General features: G+C 35.0%; 18 protein-coding genes. 9 read left to right on the top strand and 9 right to left on the bottom strand.

From position 1 onward, the window contains the following. The first annotated feature begins 47 nt into the window (after positions 1-47). Positions 48-392, top strand: coding sequence for a 50S ribosomal protein L20 (gene rplT / locus IPI15_RS00855; RefSeq protein WP_287402544.1), 345 nt, complete (start codon positions 48-50; stop codon positions 390-392). Between the two features lie 514 nt (positions 393-906). On the opposite strand, the gene IPI15_RS00850 is transcribed toward rplT, so the two are convergent. The 4 genes from IPI15_RS00850 to IPI15_RS00835 all read right to left on the bottom strand — a co-directional run bounded on the left by IPI15_RS00850 (position 907) and on the right by IPI15_RS00835 (position 9,505). Beyond that, positions 907-6,279 (bottom strand): T9SS type B sorting domain-containing protein, encoded by a 5,373-nt coding sequence (locus tag IPI15_RS00850; RefSeq protein WP_287418829.1) that lies wholly within the window; start codon positions 6,277-6,279, stop codon positions 907-909. Positions 6,280-6,618: 339 nt separating this feature from the next. Next, a complete protein-coding gene (locus IPI15_RS00845) occupies positions 6,619-7,401 on the bottom strand; it encodes a hypothetical protein (protein WP_287402542.1) in 783 nt (260 codons plus the stop codon). Beyond that, positions 7,401-8,666, bottom strand: coding sequence for an LVIVD repeat-containing protein (locus IPI15_RS00840; RefSeq protein ID WP_287402540.1), 1,266 nt, complete (start codon positions 8,664-8,666; stop codon positions 7,401-7,403). Before IPI15_RS00840 ends, IPI15_RS00845 begins: the two co-directional genes overlap by 1 nt. 242 nt (positions 8,667-8,908) lie before the next feature. Beyond that, positions 8,909-9,505, bottom strand: a complete 597-nt coding sequence (locus IPI15_RS00835; protein ID WP_287402538.1) for a hypothetical protein — start codon at positions 9,503-9,505, stop codon at positions 8,909-8,911. A 308-nt stretch (positions 9,506-9,813) separates the two neighbouring features. Here IPI15_RS00835 and IPI15_RS00830 point away from each other — a divergent pair, with 308 nt between their 5' ends. The 6 genes from IPI15_RS00830 to IPI15_RS00805 all read left to right on the top strand — a co-directional run bounded on the left by IPI15_RS00830 (position 9,814) and on the right by IPI15_RS00805 (position 14,744). Further along, positions 9,814-12,165 (top strand): leucine-rich repeat domain-containing protein, encoded by a 2,352-nt coding sequence (locus tag IPI15_RS00830; protein ID WP_287418828.1) that lies wholly within the window; start codon positions 9,814-9,816, stop codon positions 12,163-12,165. A gap of 180 nt (positions 12,166-12,345) precedes the next feature. Next, the gene (locus IPI15_RS00825) at positions 12,346-12,624 is read left to right on the top strand and encodes a hypothetical protein (RefSeq protein ID WP_287418827.1); all 279 of its coding nucleotides are present in this window, start codon (positions 12,346-12,348) and stop codon (positions 12,622-12,624) included. Positions 12,625-12,712: 88 nt separating this feature from the next. Further along, a complete protein-coding gene (locus IPI15_RS00820; protein ID WP_287418825.1) occupies positions 12,713-13,273 on the top strand; it encodes a hypothetical protein in 561 nt (186 codons plus the stop codon). Between the two features lie 87 nt (positions 13,274-13,360). Next, positions 13,361-13,744 (top strand): hypothetical protein, encoded by a 384-nt coding sequence (locus tag IPI15_RS00815; protein ID WP_287418824.1) that lies wholly within the window; start codon positions 13,361-13,363, stop codon positions 13,742-13,744. A 33-nt stretch (positions 13,745-13,777) separates the two neighbouring features. After that, positions 13,778-14,143 (top strand): hypothetical protein, encoded by a 366-nt coding sequence (locus IPI15_RS00810; RefSeq protein WP_287418822.1) that lies wholly within the window; start codon positions 13,778-13,780, stop codon positions 14,141-14,143. A gap of 331 nt (positions 14,144-14,474) precedes the next feature. Next, the gene (locus IPI15_RS00805; protein WP_287418819.1) at positions 14,475-14,744 is read left to right on the top strand and encodes a hypothetical protein; all 270 of its coding nucleotides are present in this window, start codon (positions 14,475-14,477) and stop codon (positions 14,742-14,744) included. On the opposite strand, the gene truA is transcribed toward IPI15_RS00805, so the two are convergent. From truA to IPI15_RS00785, 4 genes are all read right to left on the bottom strand, one after another. Further along, entirely contained in the window at positions 14,741-15,472 is a 732-nt protein-coding gene (gene truA, locus IPI15_RS00800) for a tRNA pseudouridine(38-40) synthase TruA (RefSeq protein WP_287402509.1), read from the bottom strand. The two genes, IPI15_RS00805 and truA, sit on opposite strands and share 4 nt — an antisense overlap. Beyond that, the gene (clpX, locus tag IPI15_RS00795; RefSeq protein ID WP_287418817.1) at positions 15,473-16,711 is read right to left on the bottom strand and encodes an ATP-dependent Clp protease ATP-binding subunit ClpX; all 1,239 of its coding nucleotides are present in this window, start codon (positions 16,709-16,711) and stop codon (positions 15,473-15,475) included. It lies immediately after the preceding gene. 72 nt (positions 16,712-16,783) lie between these two features. Continuing rightward, positions 16,784-17,488: a ClpP family protease gene (locus IPI15_RS00790; RefSeq protein WP_287418814.1), complete on the bottom strand. Its 705-nt coding sequence runs from the start codon at positions 17,486-17,488 to the stop codon at positions 16,784-16,786. Positions 17,489-17,648: 160 nt separating this feature from the next. Beyond that, positions 17,649-19,154, bottom strand: a complete 1,506-nt coding sequence (locus IPI15_RS00785; protein ID WP_287418813.1) for a trigger factor — start codon at positions 19,152-19,154, stop codon at positions 17,649-17,651. 199 nt (positions 19,155-19,353) lie between these two features. Here IPI15_RS00785 and lepA point away from each other — a divergent pair, with 199 nt between their 5' ends. Together lepA and IPI15_RS00775 are read left to right on the top strand one after the other, a co-directional pair. Further along, the gene (lepA, locus tag IPI15_RS00780; RefSeq protein WP_287402502.1) at positions 19,354-21,153 is read left to right on the top strand and encodes a translation elongation factor 4; all 1,800 of its coding nucleotides are present in this window, start codon (positions 19,354-19,356) and stop codon (positions 21,151-21,153) included. Between the two features lie 37 nt (positions 21,154-21,190). Beyond that, the gene (locus IPI15_RS00775) at positions 21,191-21,823 is read left to right on the top strand and encodes a hypothetical protein (RefSeq protein ID WP_287418811.1); all 633 of its coding nucleotides are present in this window, start codon (positions 21,191-21,193) and stop codon (positions 21,821-21,823) included. 330 nt (positions 21,824-22,153) lie between these two features. Here IPI15_RS00775 and IPI15_RS00770 read toward each other — a convergent pair whose 3' ends face one another. Further along, positions 22,154-23,407, bottom strand: coding sequence for an MFS transporter (locus IPI15_RS00770; protein WP_287402498.1), 1,254 nt, complete (start codon positions 23,405-23,407; stop codon positions 22,154-22,156). Positions 23,408-23,905: the final 498 nt, after the last annotated feature.

The raw sequence follows: 23,905 nt of genomic DNA, 5'->3' as shown, positions 1-23,905 counted from the left end.
AAGATTTAATAAAATTAAACTCTGTATCGTACTAAAACCTAATTATTATGCCTAGATCGGTAAACGCAGTAGCGTCCAGAAAAAGAAGAAAAAAAGTATTAAAAGCTGCCAGAGGTTTCTTTGGAGCAAGATCAAAAGTCCTTACAGTTGCTAAAAATGCAGTTGACAAGGCTAACGGTTATGCATTCCGTGACCGTAGAAACAAGAAAAGAGCATTCAGAAGATTATGGATAGCGCGTATCAACGCTGCTGCACGTATGGAAGGAATGTCTTACTCTCGTTTGATCAACGCACTGTCTACTAACAATGTAGGACTTAACAGAAAAGTTCTTGCAGATTTAGCAATGAATCACGCAGATGTGTTCAAAGCAGTCGTAGCTAGCGTTAAGTAAATAATACTTTTCAAGATATTTAAGGAAGCCATGTCGGGAGATGTGGCTTTTTTTATGGCTGAATCTTCGATTTTATCTGAATCTTCGAATCAGGTGGGAATCCCAGGCCTTTGACCTGGGTTATGGGAAGTCGCCCTTTCAGGGCTTTTGGTGGCTGAAATCCATTATTATTACCGTGGTTAAAACTATGGGCTATTGAACGGGGAGAGGGTAGATTATCGTCATTTATTGGATTTTTGATTCGGATGGAAATCCCGGGCCTACGACCCGGGTTAAAATATGTCGCCCTTTCAGGGCTTTTTATACTTTCATTATAATACCCCTTTTTAAAAAATTAAATTCCTTGGTTAAAACCAAGGGCTATTGAACGCGAAGATGATAAATTATCGTTAACGGTTGTCATACTCCAATAATATTCACTCTAATACTATTATACTGTCTACTTATATTCTACCTGAAGGACAAGGGCAAGCGTTATCCCTACAATCTCCTGTTATACTCTAATAATATTTTACTATCTAACTATAGTCACACTCCCTTTTTTTACCAGCCTCTCCCCTGTCACTAATTCATATTCTACAAGATAAACGAAAACAGCAGGATTCATTTTCTGTCCTCTCATAGTTCCATCCCATGTATCAAGGATCGGAAGTGGTTCTAATCCATTAGCACTGTAAACATTATTGCCCCATCGGTCGAAGATCTTGATGGAGTTGATAAGTTTGACAGATTCGTTTACACTTATCTGCAAAATATCGTTTACGCCATCTCCATTGGGAGAGAATATATTCGGCACAAAAAGATGGTCATCCGCATTTACAAATACCTGCTTTTCATCTTCGTCGATACAGCCATCAGAATTGTAAATAATAATTTTGTAAGTCGTTGTCTTCAAGGGGCCATCAATAAATTCAAGGCATTCACCGCAGTCTGAAGGGGCGTTGACCCAAACCACTTTAATTATATCTGATGAATCAACTATAAATTCAGGCTTGATCAATACTTTCTGCCCCAAAGTAATAATCGTATCAGGTCCAAGATCCACAGAAATAGGGTCTTCAACACCCATAGTGAAACTTTGCTCAAAAGTACATCCATATTCATCTATCACTCCAATAGTATATTCACCTGCGGAAAGCCTATTGAAGTAATTGTAGTCCCCATAAAAACCAGCTATGATGCTATATTTTAAACTCCCGATAGAAAAAGGAACAGAATCTACTGTAATAATGCCATTGCTAAGTTCTTTGCAAGAGGTATTCTTAATATCAACCAATATCTCATCGATACGATTTGGTTTCTCTTCTATATCTTCACTATATGCAAAGCTGCAGCCATTTCTGAGATTAAAAGTGGTCAGTGAGTAAAGTCCCGGATTCTTTATGGTCACATTTGTATCGATTTTACTTGAAATAATTTGGCCACCGTTTGTATTCCATGAATAGGTATAATTATCCCCTATCGGTGGAACATTGCCAAATAGCTCGATGACTCTATGTTTGCACACGATTGAATCTGTAGCAGTGAATAAGGCTTCCGGAGGAGAATTATCCTCAATAACATTTATTGAATCTCTAGTCTCACAGCCATTATCTCCATAAGCTGTCAAATAGTAAAGTCCGCCGTTGCTTGCTGATACATTTGATAGCATACTTGTAAACCCCTGTGGTCCAGTCCATTCATATTTCTCCAATGAATCTGTATAAATGATACCTATGGGAACAAAAGGGCTAAAACAAGTGATAGAATCTGCAAATAAACTAAACTGAGGATGTGGCGGGTCATCATCTATTTCGATCGTATCCACATTCAGACAACCATTAGCACCTTTTAGGAAAATATAATAGGTACCAACTTGATTTGCATATGTAAATTGTTTGTCTGAAAAGAAGTTATCCGGACCAAACCATCCAAAAGTGCTGCCAATGCTTGAAGTATTTGCTGCAAGTAAATAATTACTGGAATCACAGGATAATGAACCATCTGTTGTGACCAATTCAGGAATGATGTAATTGGAATCGACGCGGACTAAAGAATCTGAAATACAGCCATTAGCGCCAGTCACCTTAATCATATATTGTCCGACTTGATCTACAATATGTGTCCTATTGGGCACCACTACCCCATTAATATTCCACTCAAATTGAACACCAGGAGTGTTGCTATTCGCCACGAGCTCAATTTTGGTATAATCACAATTCAATTCGCCACCTATAGCTTCAAGATCAGGCTTTTGATAGTCAGTTATAATATTAAAAGGGGTGATATTAGCACACCCATTGAGACCCGTCAATTTCAATGTATACAAACCTGCATCTGTGATCAATTGTAGCGAATCATTACCAATGGTGGAACCAATTTCATTGAACCATTCAAAAGAATAAAAAATAGAATCACTTGCCTTAAGCATCAATGAATCATTATTACAATCCAGGAAATAATTATCGAGAATAATGGAAACAGGTCGCAAAGTATCTATACTTATAAAGGCTGTATCGTAAAGAATACATTCAAAGGCATCGGTTAAAGTGAGTGTATAAATGCCGGGTTGAGAGACGATCAAACTATCTTCCGTTGAAGTGCCGCCAGAAGGAGTTATCCAATTAAAATTTGGATCTAACGCATTTGTTAAAGGTTTTATGACCAATGGATTCTGCTTACAAGTGATGCTATCATCCTTAAGAGCCAAGTCCGGCAATTTATCAGATAATGTTACAATTGAGGAATCCCTACCGATACATCCATTTATCGAAGTAATAGTCAATACATAATTACCTGAAACATTAACTTGTGGTGATGGGTCATTTGAAATAAAATTATCAGGACCTGACCATTCGATCGATCCCATTAAACTGCTATTAAATCCAAGAGTAAAAAACTTCTGCTTACAAGTATAAGTCCCACCAAATACTTTTACATCGGGAGAAATTGTATCAGGTAAAACCCGCATTGTAGCCGAATCAGCGCATCCATTTGCCCCACTAATCCTAACCTTATAAATTCCGTACTGCGAGGTTATAGGATTTAATGCCATACTTTGACTTCCATCTGGAAATGTCCACAATATATTTACAATTGGCTTGGAAGCACTGACTTGCAAAGTAACAAAAGGGCTCGCGCAAGAGATGAACTGATCATTGATGTTGATGACGGGCTTACTTGCATCTACAGCTATATGAATAAAGGTGTCTATCCTGCAACCGTATAAATTAATCACTACCAATCTGAAGATATCAACAGTGGCTGAAAACAATTCAGTTTTATTCCTTATCGTGTCACTATTGGGAAGAATCCAGTAATAATCCGCAATCAAAGGATCCGGAATGAAACCAAATCTTGCCTGATTCCTATTACAATTCAGACTATCCTGATATAAAACTATAACCGGAGCCGTTGTCAGATCTGTGATTATCACAGATTTATTAGTAAAACAACCAGTTGTCGGATTGATCACCTTCACCCAGTATTTCCCAGGAACATCCACAAATGGTGCGGGGATATTAGAGGAGAATCCACCTGGCCCTGTCCAACTTACGACACCGTTCGCCGGGCTGAGGATTTTTACGAATAGTTGAGCCGAATCTTTTGTACATGTCAATGAATCGTCCTGCACCATGATGTTGGGATTCTGAGGGCTTAATCCGACAAGGATGCTGTCAGATTTGGTGCATCCATTTTTACCAGTAACTGTGACATAATACCAACCCGTTTCATTTATTGTTGGATCTTCTAAGTTCGATGTATAATTTTTAGGTCCAGTCCAGTTATATACCACATTCATTGGAATTGGTGTGGTGTTAAGCACAAGATTATTCTGCATACATCCAAAACTTGCGGGTGGAATAGTAAGCTTCGGTTTTATAAAGTCTTCCGTGATGACGATCGTCACGTCAGAGCTACAACCATTAGGCTCTGCAGCGACCGCAGTATAAGTTCCTCCTACTGAAACCAGAGGTGATACCTCAGTAGATGTAAAGCCACCTGGTCCGTTCCAAATAATAGTAAAATTAAGATTTTGAGCAGTTACAGGAAGGCGTAGTTGAGGAGTGGTACAATTAATAAAAGTATCTCGCACAGCCAGAATTGGATTTTGATATAGAAACCCAATATTTAGACTGTCCGTATATTTACAACCATTTGATCCAGTGACAGTCAAATATGTCCAGCCATTCTGTGCTGTAGTGATCGCAGACGTATTGGCGTTAGTGCCATCTGGCAAAGTCCAACTATATTGAGTAATAGCAGCTGTTGTTGTGATACTAATTGTTGCAGTTTCATTAGCACATGTCTTCAACGGATAAATAAAATCAAAGGCTGGTGGTTCGAAGTCACCAGTTACCTCAATCTGACCAGTTATACTGCATCCATCCGTCTTGGTAACTTTAACATTATAAATTCCCGGGAACATGACTGTAGTGACTGCTTGTGTAGAACTATATCCATTAGGACCTGACCATTGAATTGTCACATTCAATGGATTTGAAACTACGCTGATGGTGCGAATGGGCATAGCACAACTCAGTTGGGTCGAAGTCATTGTGATTTGTGGAAGGGTGATATCAGACTTGACATTTATAGAAATTGTGTCTCTGCAATTGTCTTTTTCCAAGGCTAGAAAATAAATACCGGGAGTACTTACGAGCAATGAATCAACATTGATCCCACTGCTTATCACACCACTGGAAGAAATCCAAGAATAATAAGAATCAATCGGAAAGTCTACACTATTAGTGTGAATTGTAGCAGAATTATTCACACAAGTCAAGACATTTGAAACAGTTAAAACAGGATTAAAAGTGATAGGTAAAACATCATATGACAAACTACTATCACATCCATATTGATTTGAGTAATTAAAGTTGTAGACACCGGCAGCAGTAATACTTTGCCCTTCAATTATTATAGGCCCGGCGCCACATATATATTTTGTAAATTCCTGAAGTGGACTACTTTCCAGAATATGAAAACTCAAACATGTTTCAGTAAGATCACCGCACAACTGAGGTGTGCCGTTATAATAAAGATTTTTAAAGGTTGTAAAAGATTCTGTAGAATCTGCCTTTGGAAGCAAGTTGGAATTATTGCTATCATAGGCAAATCCACAAACGGTATAATCTCCTTTTGGAAATGATTGCAAGTTAATAGCATCTAATAGTGCTATAATCTTATCATTTGAAGAGGACACGATGAACTTATATGAAGTGTTAGGCCCATTGGACCCATTAGGGAAAGTTGGGTTGATATTGGTATTCAATTCAGGACTTCCTGCACAAGCTGTGATATCTTGAGTGGGTAAAACTCCCGCTTTTTTATAACAGGAAGAACAATTAATGCCAGCAGGCTCGCAAAACTCTATTGAAAAAGATAATAGTTCTCCGACATCAAGACTGGATCCATCAATGAGTTCAATAGTCCACAAACCATTGACTGTCCCCGAATTGATTTGTCCAAGATTATTTCCTGCTACAGGGAAATATGTACCGGAATAATTACTATTTGCTTGCCAGTTGGAGGTATTGGACCATATCGGTAGAATACCAATATCCGGCATCGGTGGACCACCAGTTGGAATAAAATGCACATCCCATAGGCTTCCTGTCGTATTCGCACTATTACCGACATTGCCAATAAGCGTAATTACTTGGCCGGATGGGCTATGCAGCTTGATCGAAAGATCTCCTACATGAGAATGTCGGAAACTTATATTTATCTTACATATACCTTGTCCGGGTGTAGATAGATTATTACTAATTGCACCATTGATACCTAATGAGATCTGGGTGGTACTTGCGTCAGGAATTAATTCATTACCTACAAATCCGCATTGGGCATGGATGTCCCAGGAAAAGAATATAAAAGAAAATAAAAAAAGTAGGATATACCTCATACTAATTAACTGTGCATGTTAAAAGAGGTTGAGTCTTAATATGGCAAAAGTACTAAATATTTACGGATCAATATTAAAAATAATCGGTATATATACAAAGTTACGTTGTTGTCTTTTTCTATTTTACGTTATTATTTGAAGTTTAAAAATGAGTGTTTACAGTATTTTTACTCATTATTTATTACAACATAGTTTTTAATTATTGAGAAATTTATGCTTGGACTTTCAGTAAGATCTGTCTTTTTTAACCTCTAAGCAAACACCATAACAGACAAATAATTACCAATTAGTGAATATTTAACTAAATTAACTGTATTTCTCTTCAATCACAATTAAGCATTAAAATTGAATAGCTGCAGAAAATATATACCTCCTTAATTCAAGCTTTTTATGACTGGAATTCCATTCGTTGCTAAATTTTTGTTCAATTTTTTGAAAATTAACTCCCACTCCGATATGAATATTAAAACCGGCACTTGTAGGGATCCGCAGGCCTATACTTGGTGTATAGTAAAACCCTCCTTTACTAAGGCCATATTCATTTATGTTGCCGTACTTAAAATGATTATATCCTAGTGTATTATCTATAAAAAATGATGGGAATCCAGTAAAAAAATAATTGGTCATCGAAACTGCTACCGGCACATTAATCTTCAGTTCATTCTGATCTAAGATAAAAGCTTTTTGTATACCGAGCTTGATACCGGCTGAAAAGTATTGATTAATATACTTATGAAGTGCATAATCCAACTGAAATCCACCAGAAGAATAGTCAGTAAAATAAAAATTATTATAAGTTGCCTGACTACTCGGAGTGATCACCGTTAGCCCAAATTGATGGACAAGGCCGAATTTTCTCTTGTTTTCTAAAGACAAAGAATTTGATCTATTATCACCAACTACTTTTTGAATAATTTTTTTTACCTCAGACTTTTCTAATTGCAATTGCTGACCATCCTCAAGTGTCAATGTATATTGTTCTGTATCGAAAGTCACTTTCCCAATTAAAATAGAGCCATCCTTCATATAAACATAGTCCATAACCATTGGGGCCTCCCGCTGTGCATGCAATGATGCTGTCAATACCATAAGAAAGAATAGACCAAATAAAGTTTTTTTCATCACCCTTGTTTGACCGCTATGACTGATAAAAGCTTAAGTTCATTGCCTTCCATCCTATATTGAATGATACCTTTGCTTCCTATAAATATGAGGTTTGACCCAACCCATATTACATCCTGTGAAATAATATCTGGATAAGACTTTATTTCAAGAGGAGCTTTTGTCCTGTCTGAAACATCAAATAATTTAGCCCCAAATGACTCTTCGCAAACGATCAATCTTCCATCACTGATAGAGAGACCCCTTGGACTATTCATTGGGATGGCATTTAATAGAACAGGATTATCCAGCTGTGAAATATCAATGACCTGAAGTTCGTTTCTACCATTTCCGCATTCAGAGCCATTCCACAATGTTACATAAGCGGTATTGCCTGATGCTACCACTGGGTCACAAGATTTAATATGTTGGATTGACCCCTTTTCAACAGGGGCAAGAGGATTATCAATATTCACAATCGTCATGCCATTCGCACCACCTACAAGGAGATTTTCATGAAAAGGAAAAAGCGTCTCAGGATTTACTTTCATTTTCAAAGTATTTGAGTAAACAGGGAGTCCTGCGGAAATATCGAAAGTTAGTAAATCACTATATTTTAAGGTATACAAGGCATTTCCTACTATTGTAAATTTAGCTGTTGATCCACCAATTCCAACATTGCTTGGAGCCCCGAATGCGTCATTGAGGACACCTGAAGAAGCTACATCAATAAATATTTCTGCTCCATTTTTATAATAATAGCTATAATAATTCTGGCCACATTCCACTTTTTCGGTAATCTTGGTGGGGACATAATCGACAATAAGTTTGGCTTGAGCAGTATCATACATTCCGAAATTATCCCTGTAAGAATCCATAAAAATAAATTCTTCCACATCGACCACTTTAATATTCAATGGATCTGCGATATTAATGGTCAATAAATCAAGAAAATTATTAACATAAAGTAGATCATCTTTGATGGACAACTGAGCATTGCCGGGGATTGAATAAAATGCAAGATTGATTGGTTTGGATGGGTTTGAATTGTCAAATATATGAATGCCTTTTCTGAATTCGTTGATAAACAGATAATTCTTATAAATATAGATTTGTCCGGGATTAATCAATTCCTGTGGTGCATCGGCACTTACACTTCTTATTTCATCCAGGTTTTTGTAAACCGGTTCATACATTGTGTAAACGTTGACCTCATCGCATGTATCTTTTAGGCATGAGGTAAATAATGTAGCAGAGAAGGCAAGTAAAAACAATAGCTTTTTCATATATTCTGTTTTAATACTTTAATGACGAGGGAGGATTCATCAGGGTTGGAATGAGATGCAAAATACTTCTAACCATTTTGAGAAATGACAACGAAATTGATTCCTGAGGTATTTTGAATTATTTGTAATAGAAAAATCTTCCATTTCTTATATTTTTACTCAAAAAAAAAGCAGCATGGAAAATTTTCCATGCTGCTTTTATAATTCATTTGATCGCCTTTATTAAGGCTTTCAAGTCGAGTTTAATTGATTTTTTTATCGATAAACTTACCAACTGATTTACCTGCTTTCGCATATGCCTCTTCGATCCTTACTCCGGTATCATAATCAAAACCCATCGCATCACGTCCCGGAACCTTCTCAATGGTCATAATCGCCAATTTTTTCCCAGCCTTATCAACAAATGTAATTTTCAAGTTGATAGAAGCGACTTTACTCATGACACCAATATTATAGCCTGGTTCAGTAAAAGTAGTCTCAACGATCATTGTGTAATTCGACTTATTGTTCTGGTCAAAATTTATCAATTTACAATTTTGGTTCAATAACTCCTCAAATTTTGGTTCGTATCTTTCTGATCGGTCAGCAACCCATGATAATGCCCATTTATCGCCTTTTCCAGCTTCCTTCTCATTATATTCACTTGTCTTCTTTGCCATATATTCATCACCATTTTTGAATTTACCAACGCCCATTTTATCGTACTTGTATTCAAGAGCAATTTTATTTTCGCTTTTAAGGAATTCTAGATCTCCGTCAAGGTTGACTTTTTGGCAATTACCTACCAGGTTGAAAATCACCAAGAAAGCCACTGTCAAACAAATTGATAACTTTTTCATACTTTTTTTAATTGTTTATTATTAATTAATAAGATTATAATTTTGTGATAAATGTACGTTATACCGATGATATTACATAGGTCAATGTTTTTACTTTTTTGTATTTTAAATTTTTAAACAAACACGCTAAAGCAATAATTCCCAATTAGCTTGAAAATGGATCAATAAAAAACTTCAAATAACATGTTCAGATCAGAAGAAAAAAAATAATAGGAAACTTGCTTTTTTATTAACATTATGTTAAGAATGTTTATATTTGTATAATATACATCAGATCTATTCAACATAAATCATTTAAGTCTCACCTTATGAAAGTATACATCATCTTAATACTTTTAATATGTAGTTCTATTACAAGCTTTTCTCAGAATGCAGAAAATTCCTTTAAGTACGAACTTTCAAATATTGACCTTGCACTTAAGCACGGCGAAACAGGCAAAATTGTCTATCATATCCAGCAGGCAGAAAATCTGAAAGAAATTGGGGACAGCTTATTATTTGAACTTGATATAAGAAAAATTATCATTTCTGCAATTGATAAAAAATATATTGATGCCAATATAATATTAAAAAAAGTCCAATCAAGTCTTTATTATAAAGAAGTTCAATTAAACGAAAGAGGAGTAGACATTGCATTAATTGCTAGAGAAGCCAATAAAGAAAGTATTAGTTTGATTTATCAAAATGAATTAATGGCTAGTTTTAATAATACAAAGTCAGAAAACTCAATTAATAGTTATAAGAAATTTATAGATAAATATCCTAATTCTAGTTATGCTTCTGAAGTAAGAGGACTTTTATTGAAATTATTTATTAAATCAAACGAAGAAATTGATAAAGAAAATCTAGATTATCTTAAATGGTATTCTTATAATGACTTAAATATAGAAATAGAAAATGATAAAGTAGGTAGAGCATATTCTAACAAAACTAAAATAAGAAACGAATTTCCAAATATAATACAGTTTTTAATATGGGACGCTGAAATTAAATCAAATAAAGACTTATTTAGTCTTTATAACACATTTAATCGTATTCAAAGTTTGACACTAAATAAATGCCTCGTAGATGAAAAAGTTCTTAGCTTAGGTAAAAGCAAACAATTTGGATCAAAAGTTGATAAAAAGCTAACAACCTTGAGTATTTTCGATTGTGGCTACAAGGCTATTGATTTATCAAATTTCAAGAGGTTAAAAAGTGTAGAATTCTATAAAATTCCGTTGGTAAAAGCTCCAATAATTGGATCAGATTCACTCGAGTCAATAGTAATCAATAATTGCCCAATTACTAAAATATCAAAAATAATCACCTCACATAAAAAGCTTAAAACCTTAGTCCTTCTTGACACAAAAATTAGTATAATACCAAATGAAATTTTACTTTTAAGTAATTTGGAAAAACTTGAAATTAATTCAAAGGTTACTATTATAAGTCCAAATTTGTTCAAACTACCAAATCTTAAATTTTTATCTATTAAAAAACTCTCAATTTCTCCAAATTTTAAATTTGATGTTTCTAATCTTCCAAAATTAGAATCATTAATGATAGGAAGTGATGAAATTACTGTAATACCAAAAGAAATATTTCAAATAAATGGTATTAAGGTATTAGAATTAAGATTTCCCAAAATTAAGGAATTAAATTTTTATGATATTACAAATTTAAAGAAACTAGAAGATTTTCGATTACTTAATTATTCTGGAGTAATCCCAGAAAACATTCAAAATTTTAGAAAATTAAAAAGCTTAACCCTATTCGCTTGTAACTTAGAAACTTTTCCAGACCTAATTAACAAATTTCCAAACCTTAGTGAACTTGACTTAAGTGATAATAAAGTTGCTATTTTTCCTGAAGATTTGTCAACAATTATTTCACTAAAGAAATTTACTTTTCTAAATAACCCGGTACCGATTTATGAAGTACTTCGTTTACGATTAACTTTGCCAAATACAGAATTAATTTATTCTAATACAATTGGAGCTAATGCTGAAAAGTCTAAACCAATTGATTTAAACCAGATTGTAAAACTAAAGAAGAATTATGAAGAATATAAAACAAACAATCTAGAAAGTACATACGAGTTGGCAATGTTTTTCAAAGAGAGAGGTGATCTATCCATAGCCAAATATATTCTTGAACCGGAAGCCAATAGTTATAATTTAACTGGTTCGACAAATTCATTAAGAAGCATGTATGAAATAGCAGAAATTTACAACAAATATGAAAATCCATTAGATTATATTAGAAATATTAGTAGTATTTATTATGTAGATCCGATTAATTACTATCGACAATCAAGTGCATACAAGAACTATGTAAAAACTTGTAATTGCAATGCTAAAGACAAAGATGGACTAATTTATATAAGAAATAGTTGTGCAATGGCACTGGAGATGAACGGCCAAGCTCGAGATAGAATAAAAAGTATTTTCCCTCAACTTGAAAGAGAATTTGATGGATTAAATCAAGATGCTGATAGTCGCTATAACAATCAAAAAACAATAAAAGATTTAGGTGCTGCAGCAGATTTGGGAGGTTTAGACGAATTAACCGGGGGATCTGGAATCGGCGCTGCTACAGGAGAAATATTTGGATTAATTGCACAAGGCCAGCTAGAAAAGAGCGCGCTGAAGTTAAAAAAGAAGAACAAAAGAAATTAATATCCTTAGTTACACCAATTATTAATGATCTTAAATATTTTGAAAATAGATTAAATCAATTGAAATAACACAAAATTCTTAAGAATGTGATCTTTAAAAGTTACCAAATTTATTTTAAATCTGAGAAGTTTAAAGTAATGAGAAATAATTATTTTCAAATCAATTAAATACATGTAAACAATGAAATACTTTTATCATTTTACTTTTATAATTATTTCAGTAAGTTGCTTAACTCAATTAGAGGCACAATATCTTTGCGGATGTCAAGAAAGATACCAAACAGAAATGGAAGCTGCATCAGCAGCCAAAAATTCTTGTGAATATGCTAAATTAACTGAAAAATTAGCAATGTGTTCTTTAAATTGCAATGAAGTTGATGAAAAGACTAAAACGACAATAAGAGAATTATTACCAAAACTTCGGGCGGAAATCCAAAAGGAATGTACAGGAAAATACTGATGGGGAAAATAATGAAAAAAATGAAACCTCAAGTGCAGGAGAAGTTAAACAGGATGATTATCAACGATTGGGAAATTTTAACAACAAATTGGAAGGCAACTTAACTAATTATCAAAATCAGCAAAATAATCTTACAAATCAAAAAGAAAATTTTAAAAACGCTCAAAAGTATGCAGATGAAATGATGTCTCAGGAATGGAAATCTGTTAAGATCGAGTTGCCAGATTCGAAAAAGGATGTTACAAATTTTAGTAATAGGGACTTTTCAAACCCAGATAAAGGTTTTTACGGGCCAAATTTGGGAGAATTAGGAAGTAACATTAATGAAAGATCCATTCAATTTACAAGAGACCAATCTTTTAGTTCAAATAGATTATCATCTATTTCGAACAACATTTTAGGGCAGAACTACAACTCAATTGTTGATTTACCGAACATTTCTATAGGTAAAATTGCATATAATAGCGCAAAAATTGCATTTGAGCATATTTTTGGTGTAGATCTTACTATAGTTGATAAACTGGAAAGTCAACTTGAAGAGCCATTAAACATATATGATTTTGTTGTAAATAAAGTTTTTCCAGAAGCTATTAAAGTTTGGTCAATTGATCCTAATTCCTTGGATCCCATTACAATTCATTTAGAGTAGCAAATTGGGCAAAATCTTTCATGCCTGCAGGAAGTGCTAATGGCTTATCATGGGCAATGCAATAAATGAGCATTAAAATAAAACCAAATGATAAAAAAAATAGTAACCTATTCATTCTTGATTATTTCATGTTTTAAATTTGAAATCTTAGATGCACAGGATAAAGAAATATATAAACCATTACTAAATAAATTTACTACATTCTATACGTACAAATATCCAGCAAACATTTTTCCAACACTTCATAAATCTCACTGTGATAATGATTTTATAGCTGTACCTCTAGAAAATGGAGTATGTTTAGCTGGATGGGACAGCTGGATATTGAAAATTAAAGACTTCTACGTAACTGGGGTATATCTTTGTAAGGAAAACAAAACAGTGTATTCTACTCTTTACAATGGGAGGAATTCCGGACTTTACAGACTAGATAAGATTGTAGATATTGATACAATTTTAAAGAACTTTTGAAGGCTTGGTCTATTAACTTGGGGGAAATCTAGGTTGTGTATTTGGGGTGCGACTCCCTCTGTCTGTGTTTGTGGAATTAATGTAATTGAAATTTACAATTCTGAAGTTCCAATTACTGATATATGTTATTCTCAAAGTGGCTATGCTTTAGCCACAAATTTCAATGGTGCGATTTATTTATTAGCTCTTAATGAAAAACCTGTACTAATAGCTAATACAGGACTCAAATTGAATGGAATTGAAATTGCTTCAGATGGAAGCCTATTTTTGTCATGTGACAAAGGGATTTTTAGAATGTATTCTCTGGATGATTTGGAAGACGTAGAGTTAATCGCAAATGTAATAAATGGTCCGTTACTTTTGAGGAATGAAGATTGTGGACTGGTTGATCAAAGTTGATTTTAGAGACTTACTTAAAATTAAAACAAAGAATTGTAGCCCAACACCCTACCCCCGTTTCTCAGTTGAAAATTTTGTTTCAACAAGAGAACATTTGAGTCGATTTTTCAAAATAGCTTCTGAAAATAATCCTTATTATTATAAAGCAATAAACATTTTAAAAACATTGGAGGTGTGCGAAGCACCTTGCTCCAACAGTTTTTTAACCAGAAGAAACTGGCATCAGAATTAATTAAGACAATCATAAAGGAACCCGGAATTTGTTGACTTGAAAGGAGACAAACGGGGGAAAATAGACAATAATGGGGGCTAACAAAAACGCAATAAAATTATGCCAAATTCAAAAGTAATCTATCAAGAGGAATCTATGAGCTGTGGTCGTTGTGCAGAAAAAATAGTAAAATTATACAATTCATCTGCAAAATCAGGCTTCCGACATTTAGCCGGGAATGAATACTTGTCAAGTTATAAGAAAAAAACCAAATTAATTATGTTGGAGGAAGAAGGAAAAGAAACCTGTTTAACATTGATGTTTATTCCTGTAGATTTAGATAAAAAAGCATACAAAAAGCTTTACAGATCTCTACCGAAGTCTAATTAAAACTTAACCCCTTCAAAAGTCAGACCGCACGAGGGCACAGACAATGCATGAGGTAAGCGCAAACCTTGCTGCGCATAAGACTGAAGCTCTTCAGGTTTTATTTTGCCTTCTACTACATTAATGCAAGCACCTACAGTCAATCTAACCATACCTCTGAGAAAACGATTCGCTTCAATGTGCAATTCATATTGACCATCATTCAATTGCCATTCACAGCGCATCATGCGACAAATATTATTGGTATTGTCCGAACCTGTTTTCGAAAATGATGCAAAGTCCCTCAAAGATGAGATGATTCGTGCAACTTCATTTAATTGCTCTAAAGTCGCACCATAGAAATTTTGCTTATACCAGCTGTATTGATTCCTGAATGGATCTTTAAAAGTATGTATTCTATAAATATATGATCTTGAAACTGCCGAAAAACGTGCATGGAAATTGTCTGCTACTTTAGTAATCTCATTAATAGATATATCATCCGGTAGTAACTTATTGATTTTATATATAAATTGCTGCTCGTCAAAATCAGTTTCAGCCTCAAAATGAAAGCCATAATGCCTCCCATGAACTCCTGCATCTGTCCTTCCACAGCCCACAATATCAATCTTTTGCTGAAAAAAAATGCCCAATGCCTCTTCGACAGAGGATTGGACACTTATACCTTTGGTTTGCTTCTGCCAACCTACATATCTGGTGCCATCATAACTACAATAGACCAAATAACGCATTTACGCTACTTTAAGACTAGCTTCAATTCTGGAACCTGCAAGCTTAGATTTGGCATATTCCAAATCAACAACAACTTTTTTAACTTCCTTTTGGGATGGTAATTCATACATGTCATCCATGAAAATCGCTTCACAAATGGATCTTAGTCCACGAGCGCCCAATTTGTATGTCAAAGCTGTTTCGGCAATAAATTCCAATGCATCATCTTCTACTATCAATTCAATTTTCTCATATTCAAACAATTTGATAAACTGCTTGATGATAGCATTTTTGGGTTGTACAAGAATCATCTTCAACATATCTACGTCCAAAGGATCCAAATATGTCATCACTGGCAACCTTCCTAACAATTCCGGTATTAAACCGAAATGCTTAAGATCCTGGTGGAGAGCGTATTGATACAGGTTGCTCTGATCTACTTTGTCTTTGGCTTCATGGCTATAACCAATCACCTGAGTGTTTAATCTTCTGGCGATCAATTTATCAAGTCCATCAAATGAACCTCCACAGATAAATAATATATTTGTAGTATTGACTTTAATTAGTTTTTGCTCAGGATGCTTACGACCTCCTTGAGGCGGTACATTGACATCGGTTCCTTCTAACATTTTCAACAATGATTGCTGAACACCCTCACCTGAAACGTCTCTGGTAAGTGAAGGATTATCACTTTTACGAGCTATCTTATCTATTTCATCAATATAAACGATGCCTTTTTCGGCCATTCTTACATCATAATCGCACACTTGAAGCAATCTCGTAAGGATAGACTCGACATCTTCACCTACATAACCAGCTTCAGTAAAAACAGTCGCATCTACAATAGCGAAAGGCACATTGAGCATTTTTGCTATACTCTTGGCAAGTAAAGTTTTACCTGTACCTGTTGGTCCGACGAAAATAATATTTGATTTTTCTATCTCAACATCCTTATCGTTCTGATTCAGCCTTTTGTAGTGGTTATGGACAGCTACTGCAAGTGTTTTCTTAGCTTGATCCTGTCCAATTATGTAGTTGTCAAGATATTCTTTGATCTCACGAGGAGTTTTCTTCAAAGAATCTTTAGGACTATCTACCTCTTTAGTTGATCTGTCGAAAATCTCTTGCTCGATGATGTCATAAGCTTTTTCAACACATGATTCACAGATATGACCATCCAGTCCCTCGATTAAAAGTATGGCATCATTTTTGTCTTTACCACAAAATGAACACCTGTGTGAATCTTTATTTTTAGCCATTATTAATTTTTTGATAAAAAATATAACGAGGACAAAATTTACTTTCTGTCCTCGAAATCTTTGGTTTTTATATTATTCCTTTTTAAACTTCAAAGGATTCGCCTTATCTAGTACTTCATCAACTAGACCGTATGCTTTAGCATCTGAAGCAGTCATCCAGTTGTCCCTGTCACAATCTCTTTCGATTGTTTCGTAATCTTTGCCGGTGTGGTGCGCAAGGATATCATATAATTCCTTCTGCATTTGCTTAATAAGTTTGTATGAGATCTCCATATCAGACACCTGACCTTCCATTCCGCCTAATGGCTGATGAATCATGACCCTGCTGTGATATAAACAAGTCCTTTTGCCTTTTGTTCCGGCTGCAAGTAATACTGCTCCCATAGAAGCTGCCAGACCTGTACAGATAGTAGCTACATCCGGTGTCACGTATTGCATAGTGTCATAGATACCAAGACCATTGATCACAGAACCTCCAGGGCTATTGATAAACATCTGGATGTCGCGCTTAGGGTCTGTACTTTCCAAAAACAATAATTGAGCCTGGATCACATTGGCTACATAGTCATTCACCGGGACACCCATGAAAATGATCCTGTCCATCATAAGTCTGGAGAAAACGTCCATACTTACCACGTTCATTTGTCTTTCCTCAATCACTGCAGGTGTAAAGCCATTTATATTTGGTACCGAGACTTTCATGTATTTGTCCAGGTGCATACTATTCATATTTAAATGCTTAATAGCGTATTTTCTAAATTCATCTTGTGAAAACATAATTACTGTTTGTTTATGTAAGTTAATTCAAAGGATAAAATAAAAAGTAGACAAAAAAGTTTAGGCAACAGACACTAGATACTAGAAAATAGAGACTAGAATGTCTAAAATTACAGTCTTGTCTTGAGCAAAGTAATAATTAACAATTAATAAATAACAATTATTTCACTGTTTCTTCCGACAACAATGGATCCTCATCATCTCCACCATCTTCTACAAGATCATGCCCATGATTATGTTCGTGTGCTTCATTGTGCTCATGGTGACCATGATCGTGATTATTTTCCTCTTCTGCCTTTTTAACAAGTTTGTCATTGAGGGCCTCTACTTTTGCTTCATAATCGGCAATCGTAATGAAGGTCTCTTCGATTTCATTATTTTGTTTCATGAAGTCAACCAGGTGTGACATATAGATCTGATCTTTCTTACGTTCCACCATTTTAGGATTTTTGTAAGCATCGTCCAGGAACTTCTTATACATGTGTTCAGGAAGATTGACACCTCCAAAATAACTATTGATCTCTGCGATTAAAGCACGAGTAATTTCTTCATCTTTTACTTCGATGCCATATTCTTCATCCAGGTAACCTTTTACCCAAGACCACTTGTAGTCATCTTTATATCGATCAAGATGGAATTCAAGAGAGTGATCGTCCATGCCGGCGATCTGCTTGAAGAATTTTTTATAATAATTATCATCAAGATCAAGATCGAATTGCGCTAACAAAAAGTCTTTGAAGTCATTGAAAAATAAAACGTCTGAATTGTTTCTGTAAGTGTTGTAATAATTCTCTGTCAGGATCTTCGTCAGGTCTTCAACAGTTTTAACTGTGCCATTCGGGTCAATTTTTGTGAAGAAATCTTCATCGATTTCTGCAAGAAATTTTTTCTCAACTTTATCGATCGTTGCTTTGTATTCTTTACCGACTGAATCTATCTTAGCATCACCTTCCAACTTAAGCACTTGCTTTTCAAGCGTATATTCATTGTCTGTAAGATCCATTATGTTCAGATCAAAGGAATGCCCTTTAGATTGTCCAATAATACTTTCACGCAATGTTTCATTCGCTATTGCATTTACCACGTAGCTGAAAGTAGAAGTAAGGCCTTCCGATTTGTCTGCACCTTCTTCCTGTTCAATAATAGAAACAGTGATAGAACTATCGGCACCTATGGCTTCTTCGCTTTCCTGAAGTCCCCCGATATCCATTCTAATAGAATCAATCTGCTCATCCAATTTTTCAGGTTGTGCTTCCGGAAGGTAATATTGAAGATTACCTTTCCAATCAATTGAGTCCAATTCTACTGCAGGTTCCTTTACAACAAGCAGACTCGCGGAAAAGTCTTGAATATCGTTAGGAGTAAATTTATAATTGAAATCTTCGGTATCGAAAACAAAATTGCTAAAAGTCTTAATCCCTTCTTTGTCAAGATATTCATACACTTGGCTAACTAAGTTTTTATTGACTAGTTCGACCATCATCTGAGTACCGTAAAGATTCTTAACGAGGTTAGTAGGAGTTTTTCCCGGGCGGAAACCTTTCATTTTAGAAGTCTTAGCTGTTTTATTCAGCTCCTTCTTGAATAGATTATTGATTTCACTAGCTTCCAGGACAACATCCAATTGAAGCAAATATTTTGATTTTTCTACCGGATTGATAATCATATAATGAGATTAAGATTTTATAAAATGAAAGTAATTATGCTGTTAAAAGCTTGTGGATAAAGCTTTTACAAAGAAAAAACGACTTTCTTCTTTCTTTCGAGGTGCAAAGGTAAGATTATTCTTACAATTTATTTATGAGTTATTGGAGCTACTTCATTTTACATCTATTATAATTCATAACATTCCTTACATTTGCGGCATGGAACTGATTAGAAATTTTTGTGTTATTGCGCATATTGATCATGGCAAGAGCACATTGTCAGACAGACTACTTGAATATACCAAGACCATTGCTGAACGCGACATGAAGCACCAGGCGCTTGATGATATGGACCTCGAAAGAGAACGTGGTATCACTATTAAGAGTCATGCTATTCAAATGTATTATAATCATGAGAATGGCAACAGGTATACCTATAACATGATCGACACACCTGGTCATGTGGATTTTTCTTATGAAGTTTCCCGGTCAATTGCGGCTTGCGAAGGTGCTCTTCTCCTTGTAGATGCAAGTCAGGGAATTCAGGCACAGACGATTTCAAATCTTTTCATGGCCATCGATCATGACCTTGAAATCATACCTGTTTTGAATAAAGTGGATATGGACAGTGCTATGATCGACGAAGTATCAGACCAGATTATCGATCTTATAGGATGTAAGCGGGAAGACATAATTCTGTCAAGCGGGAAAACAGGTATTGGAATAAAAGAACTTTTAGATGCTGTCGAAGCGCGTATACCTCACCCTAAAGGAAAAGTGGATGCTCCATTACAAGCACTTATTTTTGACTCAGTATTTAATTCATTTCGAGGTGTAATCGTTTATTTTAGGATATTTAACGGCATCATCAAAAAAGGTGATAAAGTCCGTTTCTTTCATACTCAGAAAGATTACCAAGCTGATGAAGTAGGAGTGCTTCAGATGACACTGCAAGATAAACCTGAGTTGAGAGCAGGAGATGTAGGTTACTTGATCACGGGCATTAAAGTTTCAAAAGAAATAAAAGTTGGTGACACAGTAGTCCTCACAAAATTCCCTGACACACCGGAAATAAAAGGTTTTGAAGAGGTAAAACCAATGGTTTTCGCTGGTATATACCCGATTGACAATGATGATTTTGAAGATTTAAGAGATAGTCTTGAAAAACTGCAATTGAATGATGCTTCTCTTACATTCGAGCCGGAGAGTTCTGTGGCGCTTGGTTTTGGATTCCGTTGTGGCTTCCTCGGAATGTTGCACCTTGATATCATACAGGAAAGACTTTCCAGAGAATTTGATCAAGAGGTAATTACTACAGTTCCTAACGTTATGTATCATTCATATATGGCCGGCAAGCCTAATGATTTGGTCATCATCAATACACCAAATGATCTTCCGGAACCCAATGTACTAGATCGTGTAGAGGAGCCATATATTCATGCTCAGGTAATTACCAAGCCTGAATATATCGGGGCAATTATGTCGCTATGTCTCGACAAAAGAGGTTTTCTCACAAAGCAAACTTACCTTACTACTAGTCGTGTCGAGTTGTCTTTCGAAATGCCACTTGCAGAGATCGTTTTTGATTTTTATGATAGATTAAAATCAATTTCAAGAGGTTATGCTTCTTTTGATTACCACCCATTAGATTATAGAAGATCAGAATTAGTAAGGCTAGATATCAAATTAAATGGCGATAATGTAGATGCACTTTCCGCGCTGGTACACAGAAGTAAGGCAGAAGAATTGGGTCGAAAGATCTGTTCAAAACTTAAAGATCTGCTCCCTAGACAACAATTCGTAATAGCTATTCAAGCTGCAGTAGGAGCAAAAATCATTGCGAGAGAGACTATTTCAGCGATGAGAAAGGATGTAACAGCCAAGTGTTATGGTGGTGATATCTCCCGTAAGCGTAAGTTGCTCGAAAAACAAAAAGAAGGAAAGAAGAAGATGCGTCAGATTGGAAATGTAGAGGTACCTCAGAAAGCATTCCTCGAAGTCTTAAAACTTAATGACTAAACTCAGATAAATAATAACTTAATCTAAAACTCAAAAAATGAAATATTTAACATTAGTGCTGGCAAGTTTATTACTCTCTTTTAGCTCCTGCAAAAATGAAACAACTAAATCTGTCGATGGTAAGGAAGTTTCAAGTCATGAAGAAGCCTACACCAGTTACAACGGCAAGGTTAGGAATGTAGCCTTTCAGGATACTATGAAAAACAACAAAGGTGTCGAGTTCGAACTTACCTTCAGAGGCGGTATGGTCGATGGTTCAGCACAAATAAAAGTCAGAAAAGACGGAAAGCTACTTGAAAACAAAGATTTCAAAGCAGATGGAAGAGTAACTCAGCAGTTTATGCATGATATAAACGGAGATGGTGAAGAGGATTTTATCTTTTATACGAAAACAGAAGATCCAACCGGAATTGGCAATTTATATGGTGTAATCAATGATAATGGCACTATCAAACACATTTATGTATCTCCCTTTTTAAAACAACCATATATTACAAATTATTTCGGTCGTGATTCATTTTTTGTTGCAGACGGAAACATTTACCGATCGTTTCCCAAATATGATTTGAATAAATTAAATCAGAAGAAAGATTCAGGAAAAGATTGGGTTTTGACTTATAAATATGAAGGAAAAGATACGATTGCAGTATCAGATGGCGTAGTGAAATAAAGAATTCAAGCATAGGTATAGAAATAAATAATTAAAGAATTGCTATTATTTGATTTCAAGTTAGAAGTTAGATTTCAGAAATTAGAATAGAACTCCGATGGTTAATTTCTATGAAAGCAAACAATTATGTTAATTTATATGATTCTATAATTTAAATGACTTTTTGATATATATAAAATATTGAAATACATTATTAAATTCACGTAAGCACCTTGAGCTTATTATAGAAAAAGGGAGAAATTTGTTTAACCAAACTTCTCCCTTTTTTGTGTGAATATTTAAACATTTAGCTCACTTTCTTTCATTGCATTATAATCGTATGAAAGTTTTTTAAATAGCGATAGCATGCTGACTATTACTCACTTTATCATTTAATCTGAAAATAAAGAACAAACCAACAGAGGTAAATATTGAAATCACCATACAAGCTTCCCACAATACTTCGAATCCATATTCTTTGATCGTCCACATACCTAACACGGGTGATACTATCATCGAAGCAGAATAAGCAAAAGAATACCAGGCCATGTATTTACCAAGGCTTTTCTTGGCCGCACGATTAGCCACAAAAGTTTGCATGAAAGGCATTGCCATGATCTCTCCAATACTTATAACCACCATGCCGAGTATCAACCAATATAGACTATGCACCCAATTGAGCATGATGAAAGATAAGCCTACAGTGAGTATTCCCATCAAAATGAGTGAGGTATGTTTGGCTCTTTTTCCCACTAAGTAAACAAAAGTCATTTCCATGATAAAAACGATCAGGCCGTTGGAGGCCATTAAAGCACCAACTCCAAATTCAGACATTTTATAAACGTCTTTGTAATAGACAGGAAGGGTAAATAATAATTGAAAAAATACTCCTGCAAAGAAAATAACGCAAGCAATAAACGCCATAAATAATCCGTCTTTCAAAGGGCTAATATTGTCTGACATTTGCTCATCTAGTAGCTCGTCCACTACATTTTTTTTGTGGATATTAAAATATCTTCTAAACAAAAATAAAAAAACAAAGGCCGCCAAAATGCAGGTCACTCCGTCAGCATAGAACAGCCATGTATAGGAAATAGTGGCAAAAACACCTCCGATAGCAGGCCCGACGGTATAACCCATATTCATAGCCATCCGATTAAGGGAAAATGATTGAGTCCTGCTCTGTGGTGTGGTAAACATTGTGATAGAACTCCCATTGGCTGGTCTAAATGCATCAGATACAGTGCTTTGACAAAAGACCAATATCATCAGCGAATAATAATCTGTGACATGAGATAACATTAACCATCCACAACCACCAAGTACAAGACTTGCAAACTGCACTTTGAAATTTCCATATTTATCGGACAACCAACCACCCATCAGTGCTCCGCACATAGATCCCAAACCAAAAGAAGAAAGTATCCATCCTGCCTGAATATTGCTATACATTAGATGATGAGTAAGATAGATACTCATAAAAGGAAAAACCATAGACCCTGATCTATTAATGAGCATGATCAGTGACAGCCACCAAACCTCACGCTGGATGCCTGCGTAAGAATCGATGAATATTTGACCGACCCTTCTATGTATTGGTTTCATGGAAAATATTGAAGAGGCAAAAGTAAATTATTGCATGAAATTTTTTTTTAAAAGATTAAAGAGATTGGGTGTCTGGAGGCTTAATATGGTGATTAATCAAATTAAAAGTAAGGGAAATAAGTCTTTACGTGAACGAAGACCTTCGTATATAATTGTATATCAATTATATATGAGCACAACGGTTGGCAACCGTTGGCAACCGTTCCTGAGACAAATTCAAAACCCCACTTATTAGAACAAGTTATACCAGTAGTCTTGACTAAAATTGATAGAAAATATTGGCTTTTCGTTAACGAGCCTCTTCGTATACTACTCTATACCAATTAGATATGAGTACAACGGTTGGCAACCGTTGGCAACCGTTCCTCTATTTTGTAGAACGGTTATGATGACACACCATTTTTGGAACATCTTAGCTCCAAAGCCAATTGACATCCGAACTAACTTCCAACACTTCAATAGTTTAATCTTATATATTAAACATTTTATGCTAAACAA

This window comes from Candidatus Brachybacter algidus (assembly GCF_016707225.1).
Lineage (GTDB): Bacteria > Bacteroidota > Bacteroidia > Chitinophagales > Saprospiraceae > Parvibacillus > Parvibacillus algidus.
Note: the sequence above shows the minus strand (reverse complement) of the source record. Positions and strands in the feature narration are given on the sequence as shown.